19 protein-coding genes are annotated in these 20,815 nt (G+C 31.5%); 2 read left to right on the top strand and 17 right to left on the bottom strand.

Going from position 1 to position 20,815, the window contains the following annotated elements; translation table 11 throughout:
* Positions 1–4 precede the first annotated feature (4 nt).
* From U472_RS08105 to U472_RS08090, 4 genes are all read right to left on the bottom strand, one after another.
* Positions 5–913 carry a carbohydrate ABC transporter permease gene (locus U472_RS08105; protein ID WP_068717341.1) on the bottom strand — a complete coding sequence of 303 codons (909 nt, stop codon included), beginning with the start codon at positions 911–913 and terminating at the stop codon, positions 5–7.
* Between the two features lie 53 nt (positions 914–966).
* Positions 967–2,301, bottom strand: coding sequence for an ABC transporter substrate-binding protein (locus U472_RS08100; RefSeq protein WP_068717339.1), 1,335 nt, complete (start codon positions 2,299–2,301; stop codon positions 967–969).
* A gap of 665 nt (positions 2,302–2,966) precedes the next feature.
* Positions 2,967–4,256: a PTS sugar transporter subunit IIC gene (locus U472_RS08095; RefSeq protein WP_068717337.1), complete on the bottom strand. Its 1,290-nt coding sequence runs from the start codon at positions 4,254–4,256 to the stop codon at positions 2,967–2,969.
* Between the two features lie 234 nt (positions 4,257–4,490).
* Positions 4,491–5,213, bottom strand: a complete 723-nt coding sequence (locus tag U472_RS08090) for a GntR family transcriptional regulator (RefSeq protein ID WP_068717335.1) — start codon at positions 5,211–5,213, stop codon at positions 4,491–4,493.
* A 531-nt stretch (positions 5,214–5,744) separates the two neighbouring features.
* On the opposite strand from U472_RS08090, the gene U472_RS08085 reads away from it, so the two are divergent.
* Positions 5,745–6,773, top strand: a complete 1,029-nt coding sequence (locus tag U472_RS08085; protein ID WP_068717333.1) for a tetratricopeptide repeat protein — start codon at positions 5,745–5,747, stop codon at positions 6,771–6,773.
* Positions 6,774–6,848: 75 nt separating this feature from the next.
* Here U472_RS08085 and coaD read toward each other — a convergent pair whose 3' ends face one another.
* The 7 genes from coaD to U472_RS08050 all read right to left on the bottom strand — a co-directional run bounded on the left by coaD (position 6,849) and on the right by U472_RS08050 (position 13,828).
* A complete protein-coding gene (gene coaD / locus U472_RS08080; protein WP_068717332.1) occupies positions 6,849–7,346 on the bottom strand; it encodes a pantetheine-phosphate adenylyltransferase in 498 nt (165 codons plus the stop codon).
* 2 nt (positions 7,347–7,348) lie between these two features.
* Positions 7,349–7,903, bottom strand: coding sequence for a 16S rRNA (guanine(966)-N(2))-methyltransferase RsmD (gene rsmD / locus U472_RS08075; protein ID WP_068717330.1), 555 nt, complete (start codon positions 7,901–7,903; stop codon positions 7,349–7,351).
* A gap of 67 nt (positions 7,904–7,970) precedes the next feature.
* Entirely contained in the window at positions 7,971–10,547 is a 2,577-nt protein-coding gene (recG, locus tag U472_RS08070; protein WP_083189826.1) for an ATP-dependent DNA helicase RecG, read from the bottom strand.
* A 196-nt stretch (positions 10,548–10,743) separates the two neighbouring features.
* Positions 10,744–11,586: a DegV family protein gene (locus U472_RS08065; RefSeq protein WP_068717323.1), complete on the bottom strand. Its 843-nt coding sequence runs from the start codon at positions 11,584–11,586 to the stop codon at positions 10,744–10,746.
* A gap of 12 nt (positions 11,587–11,598) precedes the next feature.
* Positions 11,599–13,248 carry a DAK2 domain-containing protein gene (locus U472_RS08060; RefSeq protein WP_068717321.1) on the bottom strand — a complete coding sequence of 550 codons (1,650 nt, stop codon included), beginning with the start codon at positions 13,246–13,248 and terminating at the stop codon, positions 11,599–11,601.
* Positions 13,238–13,606, bottom strand: a complete 369-nt coding sequence (locus U472_RS08055; RefSeq protein ID WP_068717320.1) for an Asp23/Gls24 family envelope stress response protein — start codon at positions 13,604–13,606, stop codon at positions 13,238–13,240. Before U472_RS08055 ends, U472_RS08060 begins: the two co-directional genes overlap by 11 nt.
* Before the next feature lie 21 nt (positions 13,607–13,627).
* Positions 13,628–13,828: a DUF1858 domain-containing protein gene (locus tag U472_RS08050; RefSeq protein WP_068717317.1), complete on the bottom strand. Its 201-nt coding sequence runs from the start codon at positions 13,826–13,828 to the stop codon at positions 13,628–13,630.
* A gap of 167 nt (positions 13,829–13,995) precedes the next feature.
* Between U472_RS08050 and rpmB the strand changes: the two genes are divergently transcribed.
* Positions 13,996–14,226 carry a 50S ribosomal protein L28 gene (rpmB, locus tag U472_RS08045; protein ID WP_068717315.1) on the top strand — a complete coding sequence of 77 codons (231 nt, stop codon included), beginning with the start codon at positions 13,996–13,998 and terminating at the stop codon, positions 14,224–14,226.
* Positions 14,227–14,293: 67 nt separating this feature from the next.
* Here rpmB and U472_RS08040 read toward each other — a convergent pair whose 3' ends face one another.
* From U472_RS08040 to U472_RS08015, 6 genes are all read right to left on the bottom strand, one after another.
* The gene (locus tag U472_RS08040; RefSeq protein WP_068717314.1) at positions 14,294–15,502 is read right to left on the bottom strand and encodes an NAD(P)-dependent malic enzyme; all 1,209 of its coding nucleotides are present in this window, start codon (positions 15,500–15,502) and stop codon (positions 14,294–14,296) included.
* A 631-nt stretch (positions 15,503–16,133) separates the two neighbouring features.
* Positions 16,134–16,562: a nucleoside-diphosphate kinase gene (gene ndk, locus U472_RS08035; protein WP_068717311.1), complete on the bottom strand. Its 429-nt coding sequence runs from the start codon at positions 16,560–16,562 to the stop codon at positions 16,134–16,136.
* A gap of 234 nt (positions 16,563–16,796) precedes the next feature.
* Complete coding sequence (locus U472_RS08030) at positions 16,797–18,800, bottom strand: ATP-dependent helicase (protein ID WP_068717309.1); 2,004 nt, start codon at positions 18,798–18,800, stop codon at positions 16,797–16,799.
* A gap of 158 nt (positions 18,801–18,958) precedes the next feature.
* Positions 18,959–19,432 (bottom strand): hypothetical protein, encoded by a 474-nt coding sequence (locus tag U472_RS08025; RefSeq protein ID WP_068717307.1) that lies wholly within the window; start codon positions 19,430–19,432, stop codon positions 18,959–18,961.
* 125 nt (positions 19,433–19,557) lie between these two features.
* Positions 19,558–20,106, bottom strand: coding sequence for a tryptophan transporter (locus U472_RS08020; RefSeq protein ID WP_245684773.1), 549 nt, complete (start codon positions 20,104–20,106; stop codon positions 19,558–19,560).
* Positions 20,107–20,405: 299 nt separating this feature from the next.
* On the bottom strand, positions 20,406–20,657 hold the full coding sequence (locus U472_RS08015) for a hypothetical protein (protein WP_018249789.1): 252 nt from the start codon (positions 20,655–20,657) through the stop codon (positions 20,406–20,408).
* Positions 20,658–20,815: the final 158 nt, after the last annotated feature.

The raw sequence follows: 20,815 nt of genomic DNA, 5'->3' as shown, positions 1-20,815 counted from the left end.
TTATCTATTCACTTCTAAAGAATTTATTATTAAAGTAACTTAATAGAACTATTATAAAACAGAGAATATAGGCCATCGCACTCCCTGCTCCAAAATCTAGGGTCTCAAAACCAGTATTATATAAGTACATTGCTGTAGTTAAACCAGCATTAGATGCTCCACCTGTAGCACCAACTAGTTGTCTAGCTTCGGCAAAGATCTGTAAGTTACCAATAATAGACATTGTAACCCCAAAGAAGATAATAGGTCTTAATAAGGGCAAAGTAACTTTAAAGAAAATCTGGCGTAAGTTAGCTCCATCAACTCGAGCAGCTTCATATAAAGTTTCTGGTATCTTTTGTAACCCAGCATAATAAATAATCATATTCCAACCTGTAAATTTCCATGTTATCAATAGAGCAATTGAAGGCTTAATCCATTCAGGTTTAGTCACCCACCCTATTGGTAATTGAATATTAAATAAATCAAATAAGAACTTAATAGGTGGAAAAGTAGCCAATAGCTTTATAATAGTATTTAATATTCCAAACTGTTGACCCAATAAAAGCCCAAATATCATAGCTACTGCTATAGCAGAGGTTATATATGGTAAAAAGTATGCAGATCTAAAGAACTCTTTAAATTTTATTAAACCTGAATTTAAAATAAATGCCAAAGATAGTGCTATTACATGCTGAGGAACTGTAGTTAAAGCAAAGATAACGAATGAATTGTAAAGTGATTTCCAAAATAAAGGATCGCTTAAAACATATTTGTAATTACCAAGACCGACAAACCTCATAGCAGACATTCCATCCCACATATTAAAACTTAAGTAAAAAGAGAATAAAATTGGGAAAATCCCAAATACAGCAAAAAGAATAAAAAATGGTGAAACAAAAATATATGGTGCCACTTTCTTGCTCAATCTCATATTCTAACCTCCTTCTTTTAAGGGGTCGTAAATTTACGACCCCTACTTATTACTTATCTTCTTTGAGTCTTTCTTTCAATAATCTTTTTAGCTTCTTTTAATGCTACTTTAGGATCTTTATCATTTTCTAAAACTTCAGTCAAAGCAGTTCCTAAAGCTCTTTCAGCAATCATATCATTAACGTTTGTAATAACATTTGGTATTTCTGCTGCTGTTTCTGCCCAGAGTCTTCTAACCTTCTGACCACCATAAAATTCATCACCTTCATCAAATACTGGACTGTCATAAGTTTCTGTTAAAGAAGGAAACATATCATAAGCTTTAAACTGTGCTAATTGAATATCTGGTCTTGTAGCAACAAATTGAATATACTTCCAAGCAGCATCTTTATGCTTAGCATCTGCTGGAATACCAGCAAAGGATCCTCCCCAACTTGCATACATTCCATCAGGGAAGTTAGTCGCTCTCCATTTGCCTGCTGTATCTGGAGCTATCCAACCTTTAATATGTCCACCTAACCAAGCTCCTGAAGGTGCCATTAATGCTGTTCCTTCTTGGAATGTTGCATACCATTCATTACTCCACTCTCCAATTCCAGCATCTAAACCTAACTCTCTAACTTTCTTAGCCATTTCAAAAGCCTTTACAAAGTTTGGAGAATCAACTATAGAATTTCCTTCAGCATCAAAGTATCTTGTTCCACCACTCTTAGCATACATATTATAAATATTTGTTGCATCTGCTATTAACCATCTATCATTAGTTCCATCTCCATCTATATCTTTAGCAAATTTCTTTCCAACCTCAATCCAATCCTCCATAGTCTTAATATCATCAATACTTACCCCTAATTCATCAAACTTATCTTTTCTATAAAAGATAGTAGCAGGAGCTATATCTGTTGGAATACCAAGCATTCTACCGTCTTGAGTCATTCCTTGCGACCATGCATAAGGAACAATTTTATCTTTATATTGAGTTGCATTATAAGGTGCTTTTGACAAATCTACAAACCCACCTTTACCAGAAAATTTTCCAATGTGAGCAATTTCGAAAAATGCTACATCTGGAACCTCTGCACCAGCTGCAATCTTAGTTAACAATGAATTATGATGTTCATTAATCTCTGTTATTACTGGCTCAACTTTAATATTAGGATATTTCTTTTCAAAAGCAGGGATAACAACATCTACCATAGCTTCATCTGCCCATGAAGCAACCTTAATTGTTATTGGACCTGAATCGGTGTTTTCGGTAGATTCTGCCACCTTTTCATTATTTGCTGGAGTTTGAGAAGTTTCAGGTGCCTTTGATGAACAAGCTGATAATAATAGCACAAAAATCAACATCCCCATAATAGCTAAACTCTTTAAACTATCTTTTTTCATTATTATTTCCTCCTCTAAAATAAAATTGATTTTTAGCTAATTTTATAAGTACATTAGCTAAGCAACTTATAGTATTACTACCTATTTCTTGCTCATAATTACTAATGTTTGTTATAAAATTAACCATCTCATACTTAAATTTAATAATTTATTATAGCAAATAAATAATCTCTATACCTTCCTGCTTTATGTAATTCTCTGCCTTATTTAGCTTATAGAAGAAGATATAGCTTTAGCAGATTATATCACTTTAAAATAGTAATTTCTTATACTCTTATAGCAGATAACCAGACATCGACATGCTAATGGTTACAGGTGTATACCACCATACTCAAAAAAATTATAAGCATTACAAGTTAATCATTCTCTTATACCCTTATAGTTCTATAACCTTTATTGAGTTTGCAGACCTAAGGAATTATATATTGAGGGATTTAGGTGTTGTGGTGTATACCACTACCCCATAAAAATAAACACCCTCTTAAATAGTAGTTGTATAATTATAACCTTATATATCTTAAGTCTTATAAATAAAGAGAGTTAAAATTGAAAACACCATAGCTCCTTATTAACTAAATTATAACAAAGGTCAGGTTATATTTCAAGTATTATTTAATTTTTTTAAATCAATACTTTAGAAAGAAATAATACCTAACCTAATCAAATTATCCCTGACCTTTATTTATAAGATGATTCTCATATTTTTTGAAAAATGGATAATAAAATCCACCTGATAATAATGTTAAAAAGATTACTAATATAGCTGCCTTCCAATCTAAAGTAGATAAAAGAGCACCTAAAGGAGCTGGTATTATCCAAGGAACCCTAATAAAACTCTTTTGTACAATTCCATAACTTATAATAAGATATGCTAATACACCAATAATAGGTTGTACAAATACAAAAGGGATGAACAGAATTTTATTTAATACCAAAGGTGATGCAAAGATAAGAGATTCATCAATATTAAATAGACTTGAAATCAAATTGGTTTCTCCTATCTTTTTCAACTGTTGTGCTGAACTGCTCCAACACAAAAACGAATAAGCTAAAGTAGTTCCCGCACCACCAATCAACATGTAAAAATTTAAGAATTGAATTGTAAATATCTTATCCATCTCTTGTCCAGCTAGATATAAATTAAGATTTACCATCCAATTATACTCTAATATCGGTCTTAAAAAAGCATCTACCATTGTAACACCATGAATACCAGTAAACCATAATAACTGCATTAACATACCGAAAAAAAAGATTCCTATGGGCGTATCTACAATCCTAACTATAGAATCAAAAATAATATTAATTATTTCAGGAAATGATATTCCAATTATCCTATGGGTTCCAAAATCCAAGAAATAAAAGAATAAAATAGAGCATAAAAGAGGAACTAAAGATGTGAAAACTTCTATGGTAGCTGGAGGTATATTGATTTTTAGATTTAATTTAACCTCAATATTATCTAATTTCCTCATTATCTCCACTGTCAAAATAGCTACTATAATTGCTGTAAATAAATTTTGTCCATTCAAATTATCTATTATAAATAAATTATCATCAAATTCAACAGATACTATTAAAAAATTTATTATAGCAACTTTAGTAACAATTATCTCCTTTAGCTTATACTCCCTTGCTAAATTATAACTAATAGCCAATACTAAAAAGACACTATAAATTCCAACAGTCACCTTAAATAACTTCATAATTGCTTCATTATTTGCTTCAGACCATTCTCTCCATAATAATAAGAATTTAAAAAAAGAATTACTACCAGCTATATTAAACTTAATAGGAGCATACCTTAATATTATTACAATACTCCCAATAAAAGTAACAGGTATAGTACTTACTAATCCCTTTTTAATCGCTTGAATATGTCTTTGATTAGATGTCTTAATCATAAAAGGTACTAAATAATTCTGTAGACAACTAAATAACTTATCAAAGTTCATTATAAATTTATTCCCCTTTTTTAATTTAACTATTATACAATTATTTAAATCTAGGAACTAATAATTATTAATCTATTATATCTACGATAAATAACAAAATATTATATTAAATAGATAGATCTTCAAATACTTCAATAGTACATGCTTATATAATAATCTCTAGACCTCTCTTAACTCTCTATTCATTCTTTAAATCAAATTCACCAATAACTATAATAACAATACTATTAATTATTAATTGTTAGTTAGTGTGGTGTGAATACTATAATTATCACCTCGATAGAAGTTAAGACTAAATTCTACTGGTGTAGTACCAGAGTAAGTAACTCTTGTATTACGCAAAATCGGCTGATCAACACTTCCTCCTAAAAGTTCAGCAATCTCTTCATCAGCTAATATAGCTTCAATTTCCTGATTTGCTAAAGTTGGCTTGTAACCTACTTTACTTAAAGTATTATAAATAGACTCTTTAGAAAGATCTATCTCCAAAATTTCTGGACATATATTATAAGGAATATAGGATTTTTCATACCCTATTGGCTGATTATTGGCAAAACGTAATCTAGCTGTCAAGATAATTTTATCTTCTTCTTTTATCTCTAAGCGGTTAGCTATTTCATGAGTAGCAAAGACTACTTTATTCTCCAAAACCTTACTAGATGGAACCATCCCCATCATTTCAATATGTTCATTAAACCCAATTAAACCAGGAAAGGTATCTAATTTCTTTTCAGAAACAAAAGTACCTTGACCTCTCCTTCTCTCTAAAATTCCTTCTTGAACTAGATTATTAATAGCCTTTCTGATAGTTATCCTACTTAGATTAATCTCTTCACTATACTGTCTTTCTGATGGAATCTTATCACCAGGCTGATATACTCCTTTTTCTATCTTTTCCCTAATTATATTCTCTAATTGATAATATAAAGGAATTGGACTGTTCTCATTTAATCTCATAATATCCCTCCTGTTTCTTATTCTACTTTATAAATAAATTCCAGATACAAAAGTAGTTGATTCAAGGTGTACCGGTCTATACCCGTATTGCAAGAAATTATATATTTCAATTATAACAAGTATATTATGAAACATCAATCTTTATTTCTATAACAACATAATTATTTCACCTAGAAAGTAAAGAAAATGAATAATTAATTAATATATATAGAACTTGATAAAGATTTGATATTAAAAATTATTAAGTTATAGTCATCCAACTGTGAAATAAAAAAACAAAGCAATTGTTAACCACAACGCCCTAGCCAATGTATTTAATCTTGGAGTGATTATTTGACTACAGCTATTAGCTATACTTATCCGTGTTTCATCTATGTTAATCTGTGGCTAGATATTTAAATTCTTTTTCACATTCTATATACATAATAGTTGAAAAGAGTTAGTAATTTTTATAATATATATAGTAGATATATATTATTTTCTAGATATTTATTAACTATTATCAATTATTAGTTAGGGGAGGTAATATTGATGAAATTAAATAAGTGGATACTGGCAGCAGTTTTACTGATAACCTTAATTCTTATAATAAGGTTAGTAGCAAATCGTAAAAAAAATAATTATCCAATTACTAAGATTTCTGATAATAAGCCAAAAGAATATTCTATCTATCAAAAGAATATAACCTACCATGGTAATTATATTGATATAGATTCGATAGATTTCTTCGGTAAATTTAGCAGATCCCCTGACAATACTTATATAGTTGCTTATTCAGAAAGTCCTATAAATAAATATGTACTACTAAAAGGAGAAGATATTTTAGTTGAAGGAGATATAGAGAGACCTAGTTTTGCTAATGTAGCAAACAATGGAACCTTCATCATTAATAATTGGGGGATATCAACTAACCTCTTTGGTCTCTTTACTGCTTTTAATAAAGATGGGGAAATTATAGTTAGTGAGAAATTAAAAGCCAATTTGTATAATAATAGTATATCTAATGATGGTAGTTATGCTGTCTGTCAAACCTATAAAAGTAAGCATGAGGATGACTCTAATAAATTATTATTCTTTGATTTAAAAGAAAAGAGGTTACTTTGGAAGATTAAACCCCTAACTGGAATAGCAGAGTCTTATAGCTTTGATATAGATAAGAAGATATTAACCTTACATTATACAGATAATAAATCTTATCGTTATAATTTTGAAGGTGTGTTTTTAGACGAAGAAATTCTAAAAGAAAACTATATGGAAATAAAATATTCTACAGATCTTTTTGAAGCTCTAGAAGAGACTCACAAAAAACATTTAGAAGATCTCTCTAAAGAAGAATTAAATCTTCATTTGAAGAAATTAACTTTTCTTTTAGACTTTGAAGATATAACAACTGTTAAATATAAGCATGCTAGAACCTATAGATATATTGGAGAAGTCTATTTGGAATTAAATAAAAAAAGAGATGCCCTTGAAAATTTTAAAGAAGCTTTGAAAATTAGCAAAAGGGTTGGAGTCAAACGGATTACTAAACAACTTGAAGAGGAATTAGAAGTTGAATAATAAAAAAACTTAGGTAATTTCCCTAAGTTTTTTATGTATGTATATTATCAATCAAAAAAGCAGACACTTATTAAACTATATCATCTTATCCTCTTCTTTTAATCTTTTAATCAGCCTCTTTATCACATGATCTGGTACAAGACCTTCAATACATCCTCCAAAGCTAGCCACCTCTTTAATAGAACTGGAGCTTAGATAGGCATATTCAGTACTTGTCATCATAAATAGAGTCTCTATATCTGGGGCCAACTTCTTATTCATTGAAGCCATCTGAAACTCTGCTTCAAAATCAGAGACAGCCCTTAATCCTCTAATAATTACTCCTGCTTTCTGATTATTAATATAGTCAATTAGCAGCCCTTCAAAACCATCTACTTCTACCCCATCAAAATCTTGAACAGCCTCTGCCAACATCTCCATTCTTTCTTCCATAGTAAAGAGAGGACTCTTATTAGGATTATGGAAGACGGCTACAATTACCTTATCAAAGGTTCTACTAGCCCGTTCAATAATATCTAAATGACCATTGGTTACAGGGTCAAAGCTCCCTGCATAAACAGCTATATTACTCAATCTTATTCCTCACCTTCTCTTATTTTTAATAAAGTAATACCACTTTTACCATATTTCTTCTCTTTTATTATATCATATCCTTCAGGTAAAGCTATAGTATCTTTGGAAAAGTGTTCAATAATTATAATTCCACTTGGGTGAAGTAACTTATACTCTTTAATCTTATCCAAAGTCTGAGTATATAAATTCAACTCTTCATAGGGAGGATCCATAAAGATTAGATCAAAATTCCCTGTCAATCCCCCTAAAACCTTTAGAACATCATTATTAATTATTAGGCTCTCATCCTCATAACCGACCATTGCTAAATTTTCATTAATAATTTTAGCATTTCTCCGGTCTTTTTCTACGAAGATAACTTCTTCTGCCCCACGGCTTAAAGCCTCAATACCAATGCCCCCAAATCCTGCAAATAAATCTAGAAACCTAGCACCAACTATATTAGGACCTATAATATTAAATAAAGACTCTTTAGTCCTATCGGTAGTAGGTCGAACATCACCTCTATCGATAGACTTTAGTTTTCTACCCCTATCTCTTCCTGCAATAATTCTCATCAAAACACCCCCGAAACTAATTTACAATTAACTTCAAAATACTTATCGTTTTAATTGTACATTATAGTTAGCTAATATCTAGCAATTCAAAGTCATAATTGAAATTCTCTGTTAAGATACCTTTTAATAGTTTATTCTCCCTTTTCTCTAATCTTGGATCATCTTTAATAAGAGCAAAAGCATCCTCTCTAGCCAATTCTAATAGTTTATGATCTCGTAAGATATCTGCAACCTTCAAGTCTGGCATACCATGCTGACGAGTACCAAAAAATTCTCCAGGACCCCGCAGGTGCAAATCCTCTTCTGCTATTACAAAACCATCGGTAGATTTGGTCATAATCTTCATCCGTTCTACACCCTCATCTGTAGATGGGTCTGAGATTAGAATACAGTAAGATTGGTATTGGCCTCTTCCAACCCTTCCTCTTAATTGGTGGAGCTGAGCTAATCCAAAGCGCTGTGCATCTTCAATAATCATTACCGAAGCATTAGGAACATTGACTCCTACCTCAATAACAGTAGTCGATACCAGAATATCAATATCTCCTATCCTAAAGTCCTCCATTACCTCTTCCTTCTCTGTCGGCTTCATCTTACCATGTAAAAGAGCAATCTTCAAATCAGGGAAGTACTCATTTTGTAGCTTAATAGATAACTCAGTCGCCGATTCTATATCTAATTTCTCTGACTCTTCTACCAAAGGACAGACCACATAGGCTTGCCTTCCCTTCTCTATCTCCTCTCTTAAAAAAGAGTAGATTCTATCTCTGACCTGCTGCGTTCTCCATTCAGTGATAACTGGTTTTCTCCCTGGTGGTAATTCATCAATTACAGAGACATCCAAATCACCATATACAGTCAAGGCTAAGGTTCTGGGAATTGGAGTAGCAGTCATAACAAGTACATCTGGATTATCACCTTTCTCCTGTAAAGTAGCTCTTTGCTTGACTCCAAAGCGGTGCTGTTCATCAATAATAGCTAAACCTAAATTAGAGAAATTGATTCCTTCTTGAATCAGAGCATGGGTTCCAATTACTATATCGATCTCTCCAGCTTCAATTGCCTCTAATAGCTCTTTTTTCTCTTTAGCCTTTAAACTTCCAACTAAAAGCCCTATTTCGAGCCCTAAAGGCTCTAAATCATCCTTTAAACCTAAGTAATGTTGCTCTGCTAAAATCTCTGTAGGAGCCATCAATGCCCCTTGAAACCCTGATTGTACTGTCTTTAATAATGCCAAGGTAGCTATAACCGTTTTTCCCGCTCCTACATCACCTTGTAAGAGGCGGTTCATATTCCTATTAGACTCCATATCCCCTTTAATCTCCTGCCAGACCCTTGCCTGAGCCTTAGTCAAATCAAAGGGTAGCAAATCTAAAAACTTATCAACTAAGCCATTCTCTTTAGAATGCTTGATTCCTAACTTATCACTCTGTGCTTCAGACTTTTTTAATGCCAAAATTAACTGTAAGACAAATAACTCCTCATAGGCAAATCTCCTTCTTGCTTCTTTTAATAATTCTTTAGATTCTGGAAAATGAATCATTGGGAGAGCATAATTTAAATCTAAAAATTTATGTTTATTTATAATATCTTCAGGAAGAAACTCCTCAACATCCCCCAAATATTTATCAAGACCATTTTTAACAATCCTTCTTAACTTCTTCTGGCTGATACCTTTAGTCGTTGGATAAACTGGAACTATTCGACCAGTATGTAAGTTATCTTGGAAATCAACCTCTTCAAAATGGGGATTGTTAATCTCAAAGTTACCATAGCTATACTTGACCTCACCACTGAACAAGAAGGTAACATCTTTTCTAAAAGTCTTTTTAATATAGCCTTGATTGAACCAAACACCATGCAATATCCCAGTACCATCACTGATAGCAACTTTAATAATCTTAAGCCCTGATCGGGGCTTAATCTCATTGATATTAACAACCTTACCTTGAACAGTCACATTCTCTCCAGTCTTTAACTCTCTAATCTTCTTAGTCTGACTCCAATCATTATAATCTCTAGGGAAGTAATAAAGCAAGTCTTTTAACTCTTTAATCTCCAATCGTTTTAACCGTTTTGTCCAATAATCTCCTACCCCTTTAATATATTTGATAGGTTGATGCCAAAATCCACTTTTCTTTTTATCTACTTCAGCCTTCTTTTCTTTAACCTTCTTTACTTGTTGCTTATTAGTTGGCTTATCCTTCTTTTGAATTGCTTTCTCTTTGTCGACCTCTTTATTTCCATCAAAATTTAACTGTAAAGAGTTCTGTGGAGCTTTATTCTTCCTTTTAGCTTTCTTCTTTATCGGCAGCTCCTTAACTATTCTCAATCTATTATCACTTAAATTAAAGACTGCTCTCCCCTTTATTTTTTGACCTAATTGGTTGATCAATTTAATAGATTCCTTTAACTTCTGATGCCTTTTCTCCAAAGCAACCTTCTCATAATCTATAAATAAAACATACAAGTCTTGAGCAAGGTTTTTAATCTCTTCTTCCTCTGTACTTGCCTGTAATTTATTACTCCAATTTAAGATATAACTATCAAATCCCCCAAAGACTGAGGTATTCAATCCTTTACCTTTAATCTCTATTGGAATAGGTTTTATAAGATTTTCAAATATATCTTCTACCTTTTTCATGCAATCACCTCATTATTCAAACTCGCTAATATATGGGGGAAGATATTACTATCTAATCTCAATTAGATATTATCAAGTTTATAAATAACCAATTAATATTTTAAAGTATTATTAGTATTAACAACCTATATTAAAAAAAATTCCTAATACTATTTAGCATTAGGAATTACCCAACTAACCTTTTATAATACACCAATTATTTATAAATTATCATTCCAAAAGGAGTTGGACCAATATGTGCACCGACTACTGAACCAAATTGAATCATGTTTACTTCTTCCCAGTCAAATTCTTCAGTTAACATCTCTTTTAATTGATTAGCATTATCTAAGTATTTACCATATAATACAACTAACTTATGACCTTTATTATTTGTTAATTCTTGTTTAGCTAACTTCTTAAATTCCTTATATAACCTTTTATCCCCTCTAATTCTCTTATATGGAGTTATTTCACCATTATCTATAGTCAGCATTGGTTTAACATTAAAAAGATTACCTATAAAAGCAGTAGCCTTACCTATACGACCTCCACGTTCTAGATAAGTTAAATCATCTATAGTAAAATAAATCTTAACATTCTCTTTTAATTCAGCTATTAAATCTATCAGTTCATCCATCTGCTTACCTTCTTTAATAGCTTTGGCCACCTCTACCACCATAACACCTAAAGGGGCTGTTACAGTCTCAGAATCAATAACTCTGATATCAATATCCTCTAACATACTAGCAGCTAATCGAGCTGTTTTAATAGTTCCACTCATCTTCTCAGAAAAATGAAGTGATAAGATCTGATCATATTCTTCAGCCAAAAATTTATATAAATCTAGAAATTTACCAATAGGTGGCTGTGATGTTGTAGGCACTTCATTACTTTCTTCTAGCCTATCTAAAAACTCTTCTCTACTAATATCAATACCATCCTCATACTCATCTCCATCTAATCTAACCTTTAAAGGAATTACGTTAATATTATACTTTTCTATAAATTTCGATGGTAAATCTGCTGTACTGTCTGTTACAACTGCTATCTTACCCATCACTGACCACTCCTACTCCACAGAAATAATATAATAATAAATAGGTTGATATCCATCATAGATTTCAATATCAAAATCTTCATATACCTCTTCTAAATTATGTATCAATTCCTTCTTATCTTCAGAAGATACTTCTTCTCCTACGTAAATAGTAATTAAAGAATCATCAGCTTCAACCATATCCTCTAATAAATCTAATGCTGCTTGATTGTAATGGGAAGATACAACCTCTATATTCCCCTCTATCAAGCCCAAGATATCACCTTTATTAATCTCTAACTCATTAATCTTAGTATCTCTAACAGCATAAGTAATCTCTCCAGTCTTAACAAAATCTACCTCTTTTTTCATCTCTGTAGTAACTTCTTGCAGGTCGCCTTCTGGATTAAAGACCATCATTGCTGTCACACCTTGAGGAATAGTCCTAGTTGGAATAACCTCAATCTCTTTATCTGTTAACTCTTTGACCTGCTCAGCAGTAGAGATAACATTCTTATTATTTGGCAAGATAATAACCTTATTGGTATTAATCTCCTCTACAGACTCTAATAGGTCTTGAATACTTGGATTCATGGATTGTCCACCTAAGAGTACATTAGCAACTCCAAGCTTCTTGAAGATAACTTCTAATCCTTCTCCAGCAGCTACAGCTAAAACTCCTATTCCACCTACTACTTTCTGCTCTTCACTAACATCTACTTGTTCTGCCTCAATCTCTTTTCTTAACCTCTCCTCATGCTGTTCAGACATATTCTCAATCTTAATCCTAGTTAACTGTCCATACTTTAATCCTTCTTCTAATACTGATCCTGGATGCCCTGCATGAACATGAACCTTTAGAATATCACCAGATTTAACAGCAATAATAGAGTCACCATACTCACTTAATATCTCTTTAAATTCATTAGCCTCGACTCTAGCATTTTTAACAATAAATTCAGTACAATAACCAAACTCTTCTATTTGCGATAAATCTACCTTTGTATTAGATTTTGCTCCAACTTGCTCTCTTATAATAATTGAATTGTCAGAGCTTAGACCTTGTAATAGCCCAGTTAAAAACATTTGATAGCCCTTACCACCAGCATCTACTACATCTGCTTCCTTTAAAGTATGTAATAGATTAGGTGTATTAGCTACAGACTTTTCTGCCTCCTTTACGACCTCTATCAAAAGTTCAACTACAGTCAACTCTGAAGCCAATTTTTTCGCTTTCTTCCCTACATCTTTAGCTACTGTTAGAATAGTTCCTTCTACAGGCTTCATTACGGCTTGATAAGCCTTATCAGACGCTTTTTGTAATCCATTTGCTAAGACTTCTGCTGTCAATAATTTAGCATTACCAATGCCATCAGCTAACCCTCTTAAAAGCTGGGATAAGATTACCCCAGAATTTCCCCTAGCCCCCATCAGTGCCCCCATTGCTAGTTTATTTGCTACAGCTCCTACTGAATCTTCAGTAGTAAACTCTATCTCCTCAATAGCATTTGATAAGGTCAAATACATATTAGTACCTGTATCTCCATCAGGAACAGGAAAGATATTTAAATCATTGATTTCATCTTCTACCTCTTTTAAAGTATTGGTTGCTACTAGTAGCATTTGTTTGAATTTAGCTGAATTTATTTGCTTTATATCCTTATTCAATGAATCAGGTAGCATTATTCACCCTCACTCCTTGTACATTAATGTTAACTTCTAAAACATTTACCCCTGTCATCTCTTCTAAAGTATATTTTACTCTATCAATTATATTATTAGCTACCTCTGAAATTTTTGTCCCATATTCTACTATAATATATAAATCCACACTTACTCCTTCTTCGGTAGTTTCTACTTCAACCCCTTTACTTAAATGATCATTTCCTAATAACTTTGCTAGACCATCTTGAATAGTCTTACCAGCCATACCTACCAATCCATAACATTCCATTGCAGCTAAACCCGCAATAATTGAAATAACTTCCTCAGATATTTTAACCATTCCTAACTCATTTGTCAACTCTTGCCCTGTTGTCATACTTTATTCCCCCTTGTTAAATCAATTATTTTGAATAAAATTATTTAATTCATTTAATAACATCTTTAAATCTAAATTGTTAGCCTTGGCTACTGTTTCTAAATCTTCATAGTCGGCAGCTAAACACTTAGCACATCCTAGACCATGAGCTACAAAAATTTGGTTAATCTCTGGATACTCCTGCAAAATTTTTAATACAGATGTCTCTTTACTAAGTTTCATGTTTGACCTCCTACCTGATTATTATTCAATAGAAGTCAATAAAATCCTTCTTTATAAGATAAAATACAAAATTAACCTTGCTACTTACCCACCTTTTATGTTAAAATGTTTAAGTGGTTCTAGCTAAAACATAAAAATATTGATATAGATTAAAGGAGGTGCAATAAATGGCAAGGATTTGTGAAATCTGTGGAAAAGGATCTAATACTGCTAATAGTGTTACTCGTAGAGGTAAGGCTAAAAAAGAAGGTGGAGTTGGTCGTAATGTAACTGGTATTGCAAAAAGAACTCAACGACCTAACCTACAAAAAGTTAAAGCTGTTGTTGATGGTACTACTAAAAAAATTAAGGTATGTACTTCTTGCTTAAAAGCAGGCAAGGTAGAAAGAGCATACTAATTCAATTAAAGCAAGGAGATTAATATTAATCTCCTTGCTTTTTTTAATTGATACCTTTTAGTACAAATTAAGAAAACTCTTTCTGCAACTCTTCCTCACTTAGAACTCTTTTAGCCAAACCATCCTTTATAGCCTTCTTAGCCACCTCTAAAGCCACCCTATTTACCACTTTTTTATTAAAGGGATTAGGAATAACATAATCAGCCGATAATTCATCTTCATCAATTAATTCTGCTATACCATAAGCAGCAGCAATCTTCATCTGTTCAGTAATCTCCCTTGCCTGTACCTTTAATGCACCTTTAAAGATACCTGGAAAAGCCAATACATTATTGACCTGATTTGGATAATCAGAACGACCAGTCCCTATTATTTTAGCACCTGCTTCTTTAGCTAAATCAGGATTTATCTCTGGAACAGGATTCGCCATAGCAAAAATAATCGCATCCTTAGCCATACTTTCAACCATATCCTTAGTCAATATATTAGGAGCTGAAACACCAATGAAGACGTCTCTACCAACGATTACCTCACCTAAGCTACCTCTCTTACCTTCTGGATTGGTTATCTCTGCTAACTCTTTTTGAATAGTGTTCATCTCTTTAACACCAGAAGCCAAAGCACCAAATTTATCAACTAAGATTATATCTTTAATTCCAACATTTAATAATAACCTAGCAATAGCCAATCCCGCTGCCCCTGCTCCATTGACTAACACCTTCAAATCCTCTAACTTTTTATCTACAGATTTAGCTGCATTAATCAATCCTGCTAAGACTACAATTGCTGTTCCATGTTGATCATCATGGAAGACAGGAATATCTAGCTCCTTCTTTAATCTTTCTTCAATCTCTATACAGCGTGGTGCTGAAATATCCTCTAAATTTATACCCCCAAAGGTAGGTTCTAATCTTTTCACAGTCTCTACTATCTCATCAACATCTTTAGTATTTAAACAGATAGGAAAAGCATCAACTCCAGCAAATTCCTTAAACAAGACTGCTTTCCCTTCCATAACTGGCATTGCAGCTTCTGGACCAATATCCCCCAATCCTAAAACAGCAGTTCCATCAGAAACAACTGCTACTAAGTTACCCTTTGCAGTATAATTATATACCTCTGATTTATCCTTAACAATCTCTAAACAAGGCTCAGCCACCCCAGGACTATAAGCCAAAGTTAAGTCTTCTCTATTCTTAACTTCTACTTTACTATTTACAGTTATCTTTCCCTGATTCTTCTTATGTAATAATAGTGCTTCTTCTTTTAGTGACACTTTCTACTCCCTCCTCCTATTTTACTCCTATTTTGAATTCTATATTTATTCAATGAATTCCTTTATTTATCTAGTATAAATTCATTATTTTTCAATAATTTATATAATAGTCACTAACCTATATATCTAGTAGTAGATTCACTATAAAATTAATTAAATGTACTCAATAGTTAACTTAAAAATATAATCGCACAAACGAAATAAACGATTATAATCCAAAAAATTGAGCTAAAATTTAAAATCAAATTAAGTTTTGACTAAATATCCTAATCAATAATAATCATAAGCAATTTTATTGCCAACTGAGTTAACTTTGCCACGAAGATTTTTCTACAGTTTTTTTGAGCAAAAAATTTTGGTAATAAATTTAAAAATAAACCCATAGGTCTAGTTATTTTTTGGTCCTAAAAATACTACATCTAAGGAAGTAGAATGAGGACACCCCATGGAAGCATTCTTGGAATAAATAGCATCTAATAATTTTGTTTATTTTTAAAAAATCAGAATATCATAATTTAACCCATATTGTTTTATATTTAAATTAATTTCTAAATTCATAAATCTACAAACTATTCTAATTGATAAAATAATAGGTGTAGAATAAATTCTACACCTATTATTTATTAAAAAATCAATAACTATAAATCTCTTCAGCAGTAAAGAAAAGTTCAATCTCTTTCATAGCACTACCATTAGAATCAGAAGCATGTATAATATTCCCTGAATCTAAATCTAAAGCTAAATCTCCTCTTATAGTCCCTGGTAAAGCCTTAAGAGGATCTGTATCTCCTACTAAATTTCTAACTGTCTTAATTGCTTCTGGACCGGAAATCACCATAGCAACTACTGGGGCTTGTGTGATATAAGATATTAATCTAGGAAGGAAACTCTTAGAGATATGCTGTTTATAATGCTCCTTAGCGAGTTCTTCATCTATCCAGACCATCTTCATCCCCTCAATCTTTAGCCCCTTATCTTCAAACCGTCCAATAACTTTAGCAATCTTTCTATTCACTACTGCATCAGGTTTAATAAGTACCAATGTCTGTTCCATTTTCATTCCCCCTATCAGTAATATATTATGTTCCTTGGTAATATTATACTACAATTATCATCCCATCTTCAAAGTTTTTTCATTCTAGAAAAATATTAATTAAATATAGAATAGGGATGGTAAAAACCACCCCTTATTAAAATTTTTATATTTAAATATTTTTTATGTTAAGTAAGTAGATTCAAAAGTATTATTAAGGAGCATAGTAAAATCTTATAATACTGTATAGTGTACTATTAATTATAAATTTCGATAATGATTACCCTCTAAAATAAGTTCTGTTGGAATTTCATCTAAAAAACGAGAAGGGGTCATAGATCGTGTTTCACCATAACGTTGTCTTTCCCTAGCATAAGTCATAAATAACCTATCAGCAGCCCTAGTCATAGCCACATAACACAGTCTTCTCTCCTCTTCTATCTCCTCTAACATACCAGTCTTAACACTTCTATAATGAGGAAATGTATCCTCTTCCATCCCAACTATAAAGATAACAGGAAATTCTAGCCCTTTAGAAGCATGAACAGTCATCATCTTGATTTGATTAGAGTTATTCATATCATCTTGATCAGATAAAAGCTTAAGGTCTCTAACAAAATCCTCCAAGTCTCTATCTTGATTCTTATTATAGTAATTCTCTGTTAAAGCCAAGAATTCAGCTAAATTATCTAATCTATTTAAAGCAGTCTCTGAGCCATCAAGCTCTAACATAGCCTGATATCCACTCACCTTCATAATCTTGTCCACCTTCTCTGGTAGAGTAATCCTTGACTCCTTTACTGTAATGACATCTTCTAAATCACGTCTAAATTGTTTTATCCTTTCTGCTGTCTTCTTGCCAATTCCTGATACTCCAGTAGGATCTTTCATAACATCAAACAGCCCCAAGCTATTATCCTCTTGAGAAAAACTGAATAAATTAAATTCAGGTACATACTTTTGAGCATGATTGATCAATTTATCCAGAGTCTTAGCTCCAATACCTCTTTTAGGTGCATTAACAATCCTCTTTAAGGCAATAGTATCTTGTGGATTAACAGCAACCTTTAAGTAACTGATAATATCTTTAATCTCCTTACGATCATAAAAGCCTAATCCTCCAACAATATGATAAGGTATCCTTCTTCTAATAAAAGCCTCTTCTAATACCCTCGATTGATGATTAGAACGATATAAGATAGCAACATCATTATAACTATAATTAGTAAACCTAATTAAATTATCAATTTCTTCTGCTACATAATCTGCTTCACCATATTCATTTAAAGCTTCACAGATAATAATCGGCTCTCCTTCATCCTTTTCAGTCCAAGCTTTCTTATCAAATTGGCGATAATTATTAGATATTAGAGCATTTGATGCTTCAATAATATTCTTTTTAGAGCGATAATTCTGTTCTAATTTAATAGTTTTACATTCAGGATAATCTTCATTAAAGTTTAATATGTTCTCCATATCTGCTCCACGGAACTTATAGATGCTTTGATAGTCATCTCCAACAACGAATATATTTTGATGCTTTCCTGCTAACATACTTGCCAGCTTATACTGGAAAGGAGATGTATCTTGATACTCATCAATCAAGATGTATTTGAATCTATCCTGATATCTTTTTAATATATCCTCATTGCTTTCAAATAATTCAATAGTCTTTCCAATCAAATCATTAAAATCAAAGGCATTATTATCCTTTAAAACCTCATTATATTTAAGATAAACATCACCAATATTCTGATAAAATTCTTCACTACCTCCACCAATCTCTAGATAATTGTTAATCAATTCTCTTTTTGACCACATATTCATTTTAGCCTTATTAATCATATTTAAGACAATTTTAGCATCATACTTCTCTTTATCTAAATTCATAGTTAATATAATATCGGAAACTAAATCTTTACTTTCATTTTGGTCATAAATGACAAATCCAGAATCATAACCTAAAGCTTTTATATTTTGACTAATAATTCTTACACAAACACTGTGAAAGGTTCCCATCCACATCCGTTTAGAGATGTCTCCAATTAACTCCTCAACCTTCCTCTTCATATCTTCAGCAGCCTTATTTGTAAAGGTTAATGTCAAAATATTATAAGGATCAACATCTTTATTAATTAGATAGGCTATCCTATAGGTTAAAGCTCTTGTCTTACCACTTCCTGCTCCTGCTAAGACCAATACTGGTCCTTCAGTTGTCTTTACTGCTTCTAATTGCTTAGCATTCAATGCTAAGGATAAATTCATAACTAACTCTCCTTTTTACTTGATTTACAAAAGAAAAAGTGAGTTTCATGAGAACTCACAACAAATAATAATTATATGTAATTATATTTTTTAACGCTTTATTATTATATAATATACTCATTCATAAATCAATAATGAAAAGATAAGTAAGGGTTATATTAAATAACTAACTCCTTAACTTTGATCCAATAAGCACAAGCTGAATTACCTTCTTTTCTAGGATGCCAACTCTTTAAAAGATTACAATATCCCCGTCTAGTCCGATAGTAACATGTAAAACAATTATTCTCTATAGCTCCTTTATCCAATTGATATTCTTTCGATTTATGATCCCATCTCTCTATTTTAAGATCACCTAGGTTCAACTCACCAACTATCTCTAAATATTTTGCCATATCACTTACAAAATCCCTATGCTCCAATCCTCCATTAATATCCTCATAAATAGATAACTGATTCTGCTCTGTTAACCAGACCTTTACCTTTAAGTACTCTTTATCATCAGGAATTACTTCACAGTACAGTTTAATAGAATCAGAATAGTCAAAATCAACAACTCCCAGCTTGTACAATTGACTCAAAACTGTAACAATTCTTTGACTTGATTCTTTCACTTCTGGATACTTTATCATCTAGTAAACCTCCTGAAATGTAGTTTATCTATAAGTACCATAATTAGTTTTAACAAATTTAAAGAAATTATTCATGAAATAAAAAATAACTTGTATTAATCCTCTATAGAATAAAAAGAGACAGCCTAGGCTGTCTCTTTTTCAGAATCAAATTCAATTTTAGGTAACAAACCTTTAATTTTAGCTATAATAGGATATAGCATATACAGAAAACAAGTATTCAACAATGCAGCAGGCAATACTACAGAAATAAATAAAACCATAAATGATTGTGGCAAAGCAACTATCAAGGAAGCAATACCTAAAAATATACTACCACTTATGATAGTACCTAAAGCACCAATAATCCCCAAACTAAACTTTTTCGATAAGTTAAAATACTTTCCTGACAACACTAAAGCCAATACAGCTAAAGCAGTAATAGGTTTGTCAATCATATTAGCCACTTGACCACCTGGAAAAGTTGTACTTAATGCAGAAATAATTCCAGCTACTAAACCAGATAATATTGTTAATTTCTTATCTTGATACAATAATACAACTATGAACAACATTAATAAACTCATATCTGGTTTCATTCCTGCTACCAAAGGAGGCATAATTTGATGTAAGACAAAGCCCCCTGCCAACAATAAACTTGATTCAATAACTTTTCTCAACTTCACTCTGCTCATCTCCTCTTAAAATTCTCTTCTCATCTAGTTTACTAATAGTATAACTAATTATTTACAGCAAATCAATAATTAATTTTTATGATAAGTCAAATTAATTTGTTATACTTAAAATTTAAAGTTTATATATCTTTTTTCTTTTATCATAATCATAGCTCCTTTAATAAATCTATTTATATAATTCTCTAATAGTTTTCTTATGTATACAATATATATTAACATTAATCTAATATTAATCATTAAAAAATAAGGTTTTAATAAAATTATTAATAATCTTATTTTTTAGAATCTATCAATTAATTTTATCCAATAAACCTTAATTCTGCTTTACTATTTAAAATTGTTATTACATTCATTGTCTCTCCTTCTAGTTCACAAACAAAAATCACACCTCTATGTTCTCTTATCTCTCTCTTTCCTTTGGCAAAGCCAATCAGTCGGCTTCTCTTTACACCTTCTACTATATTATGAATAGCCTTTTGACGACTAATTGCTTTTTGACGCTGTTGATACCTTTCAATAGCATGGTCAGTTGCATAAATATAATAATCCACATCTTCACCTCCTCTAAATCAAATAAACCTATTGCTATGTATATTCAAGAAATTATATGAATATAAGAAAATAACTGTACCAATAATAGGAATATAATATAATTCTTTGTAATTTATTTAAATTCCTTTATTTTCTTTACTTTAATAGTTAGAAATAA

It is taken from the genome of Orenia metallireducens, from assembly GCF_001693735.1.
Classification (GTDB): domain Bacteria; phylum Bacillota; class Halanaerobiia; order Halobacteroidales; family Halobacteroidaceae; genus Orenia; species Orenia metallireducens.
This window is presented reverse-complemented; position numbering and strand designations above follow the sequence as displayed.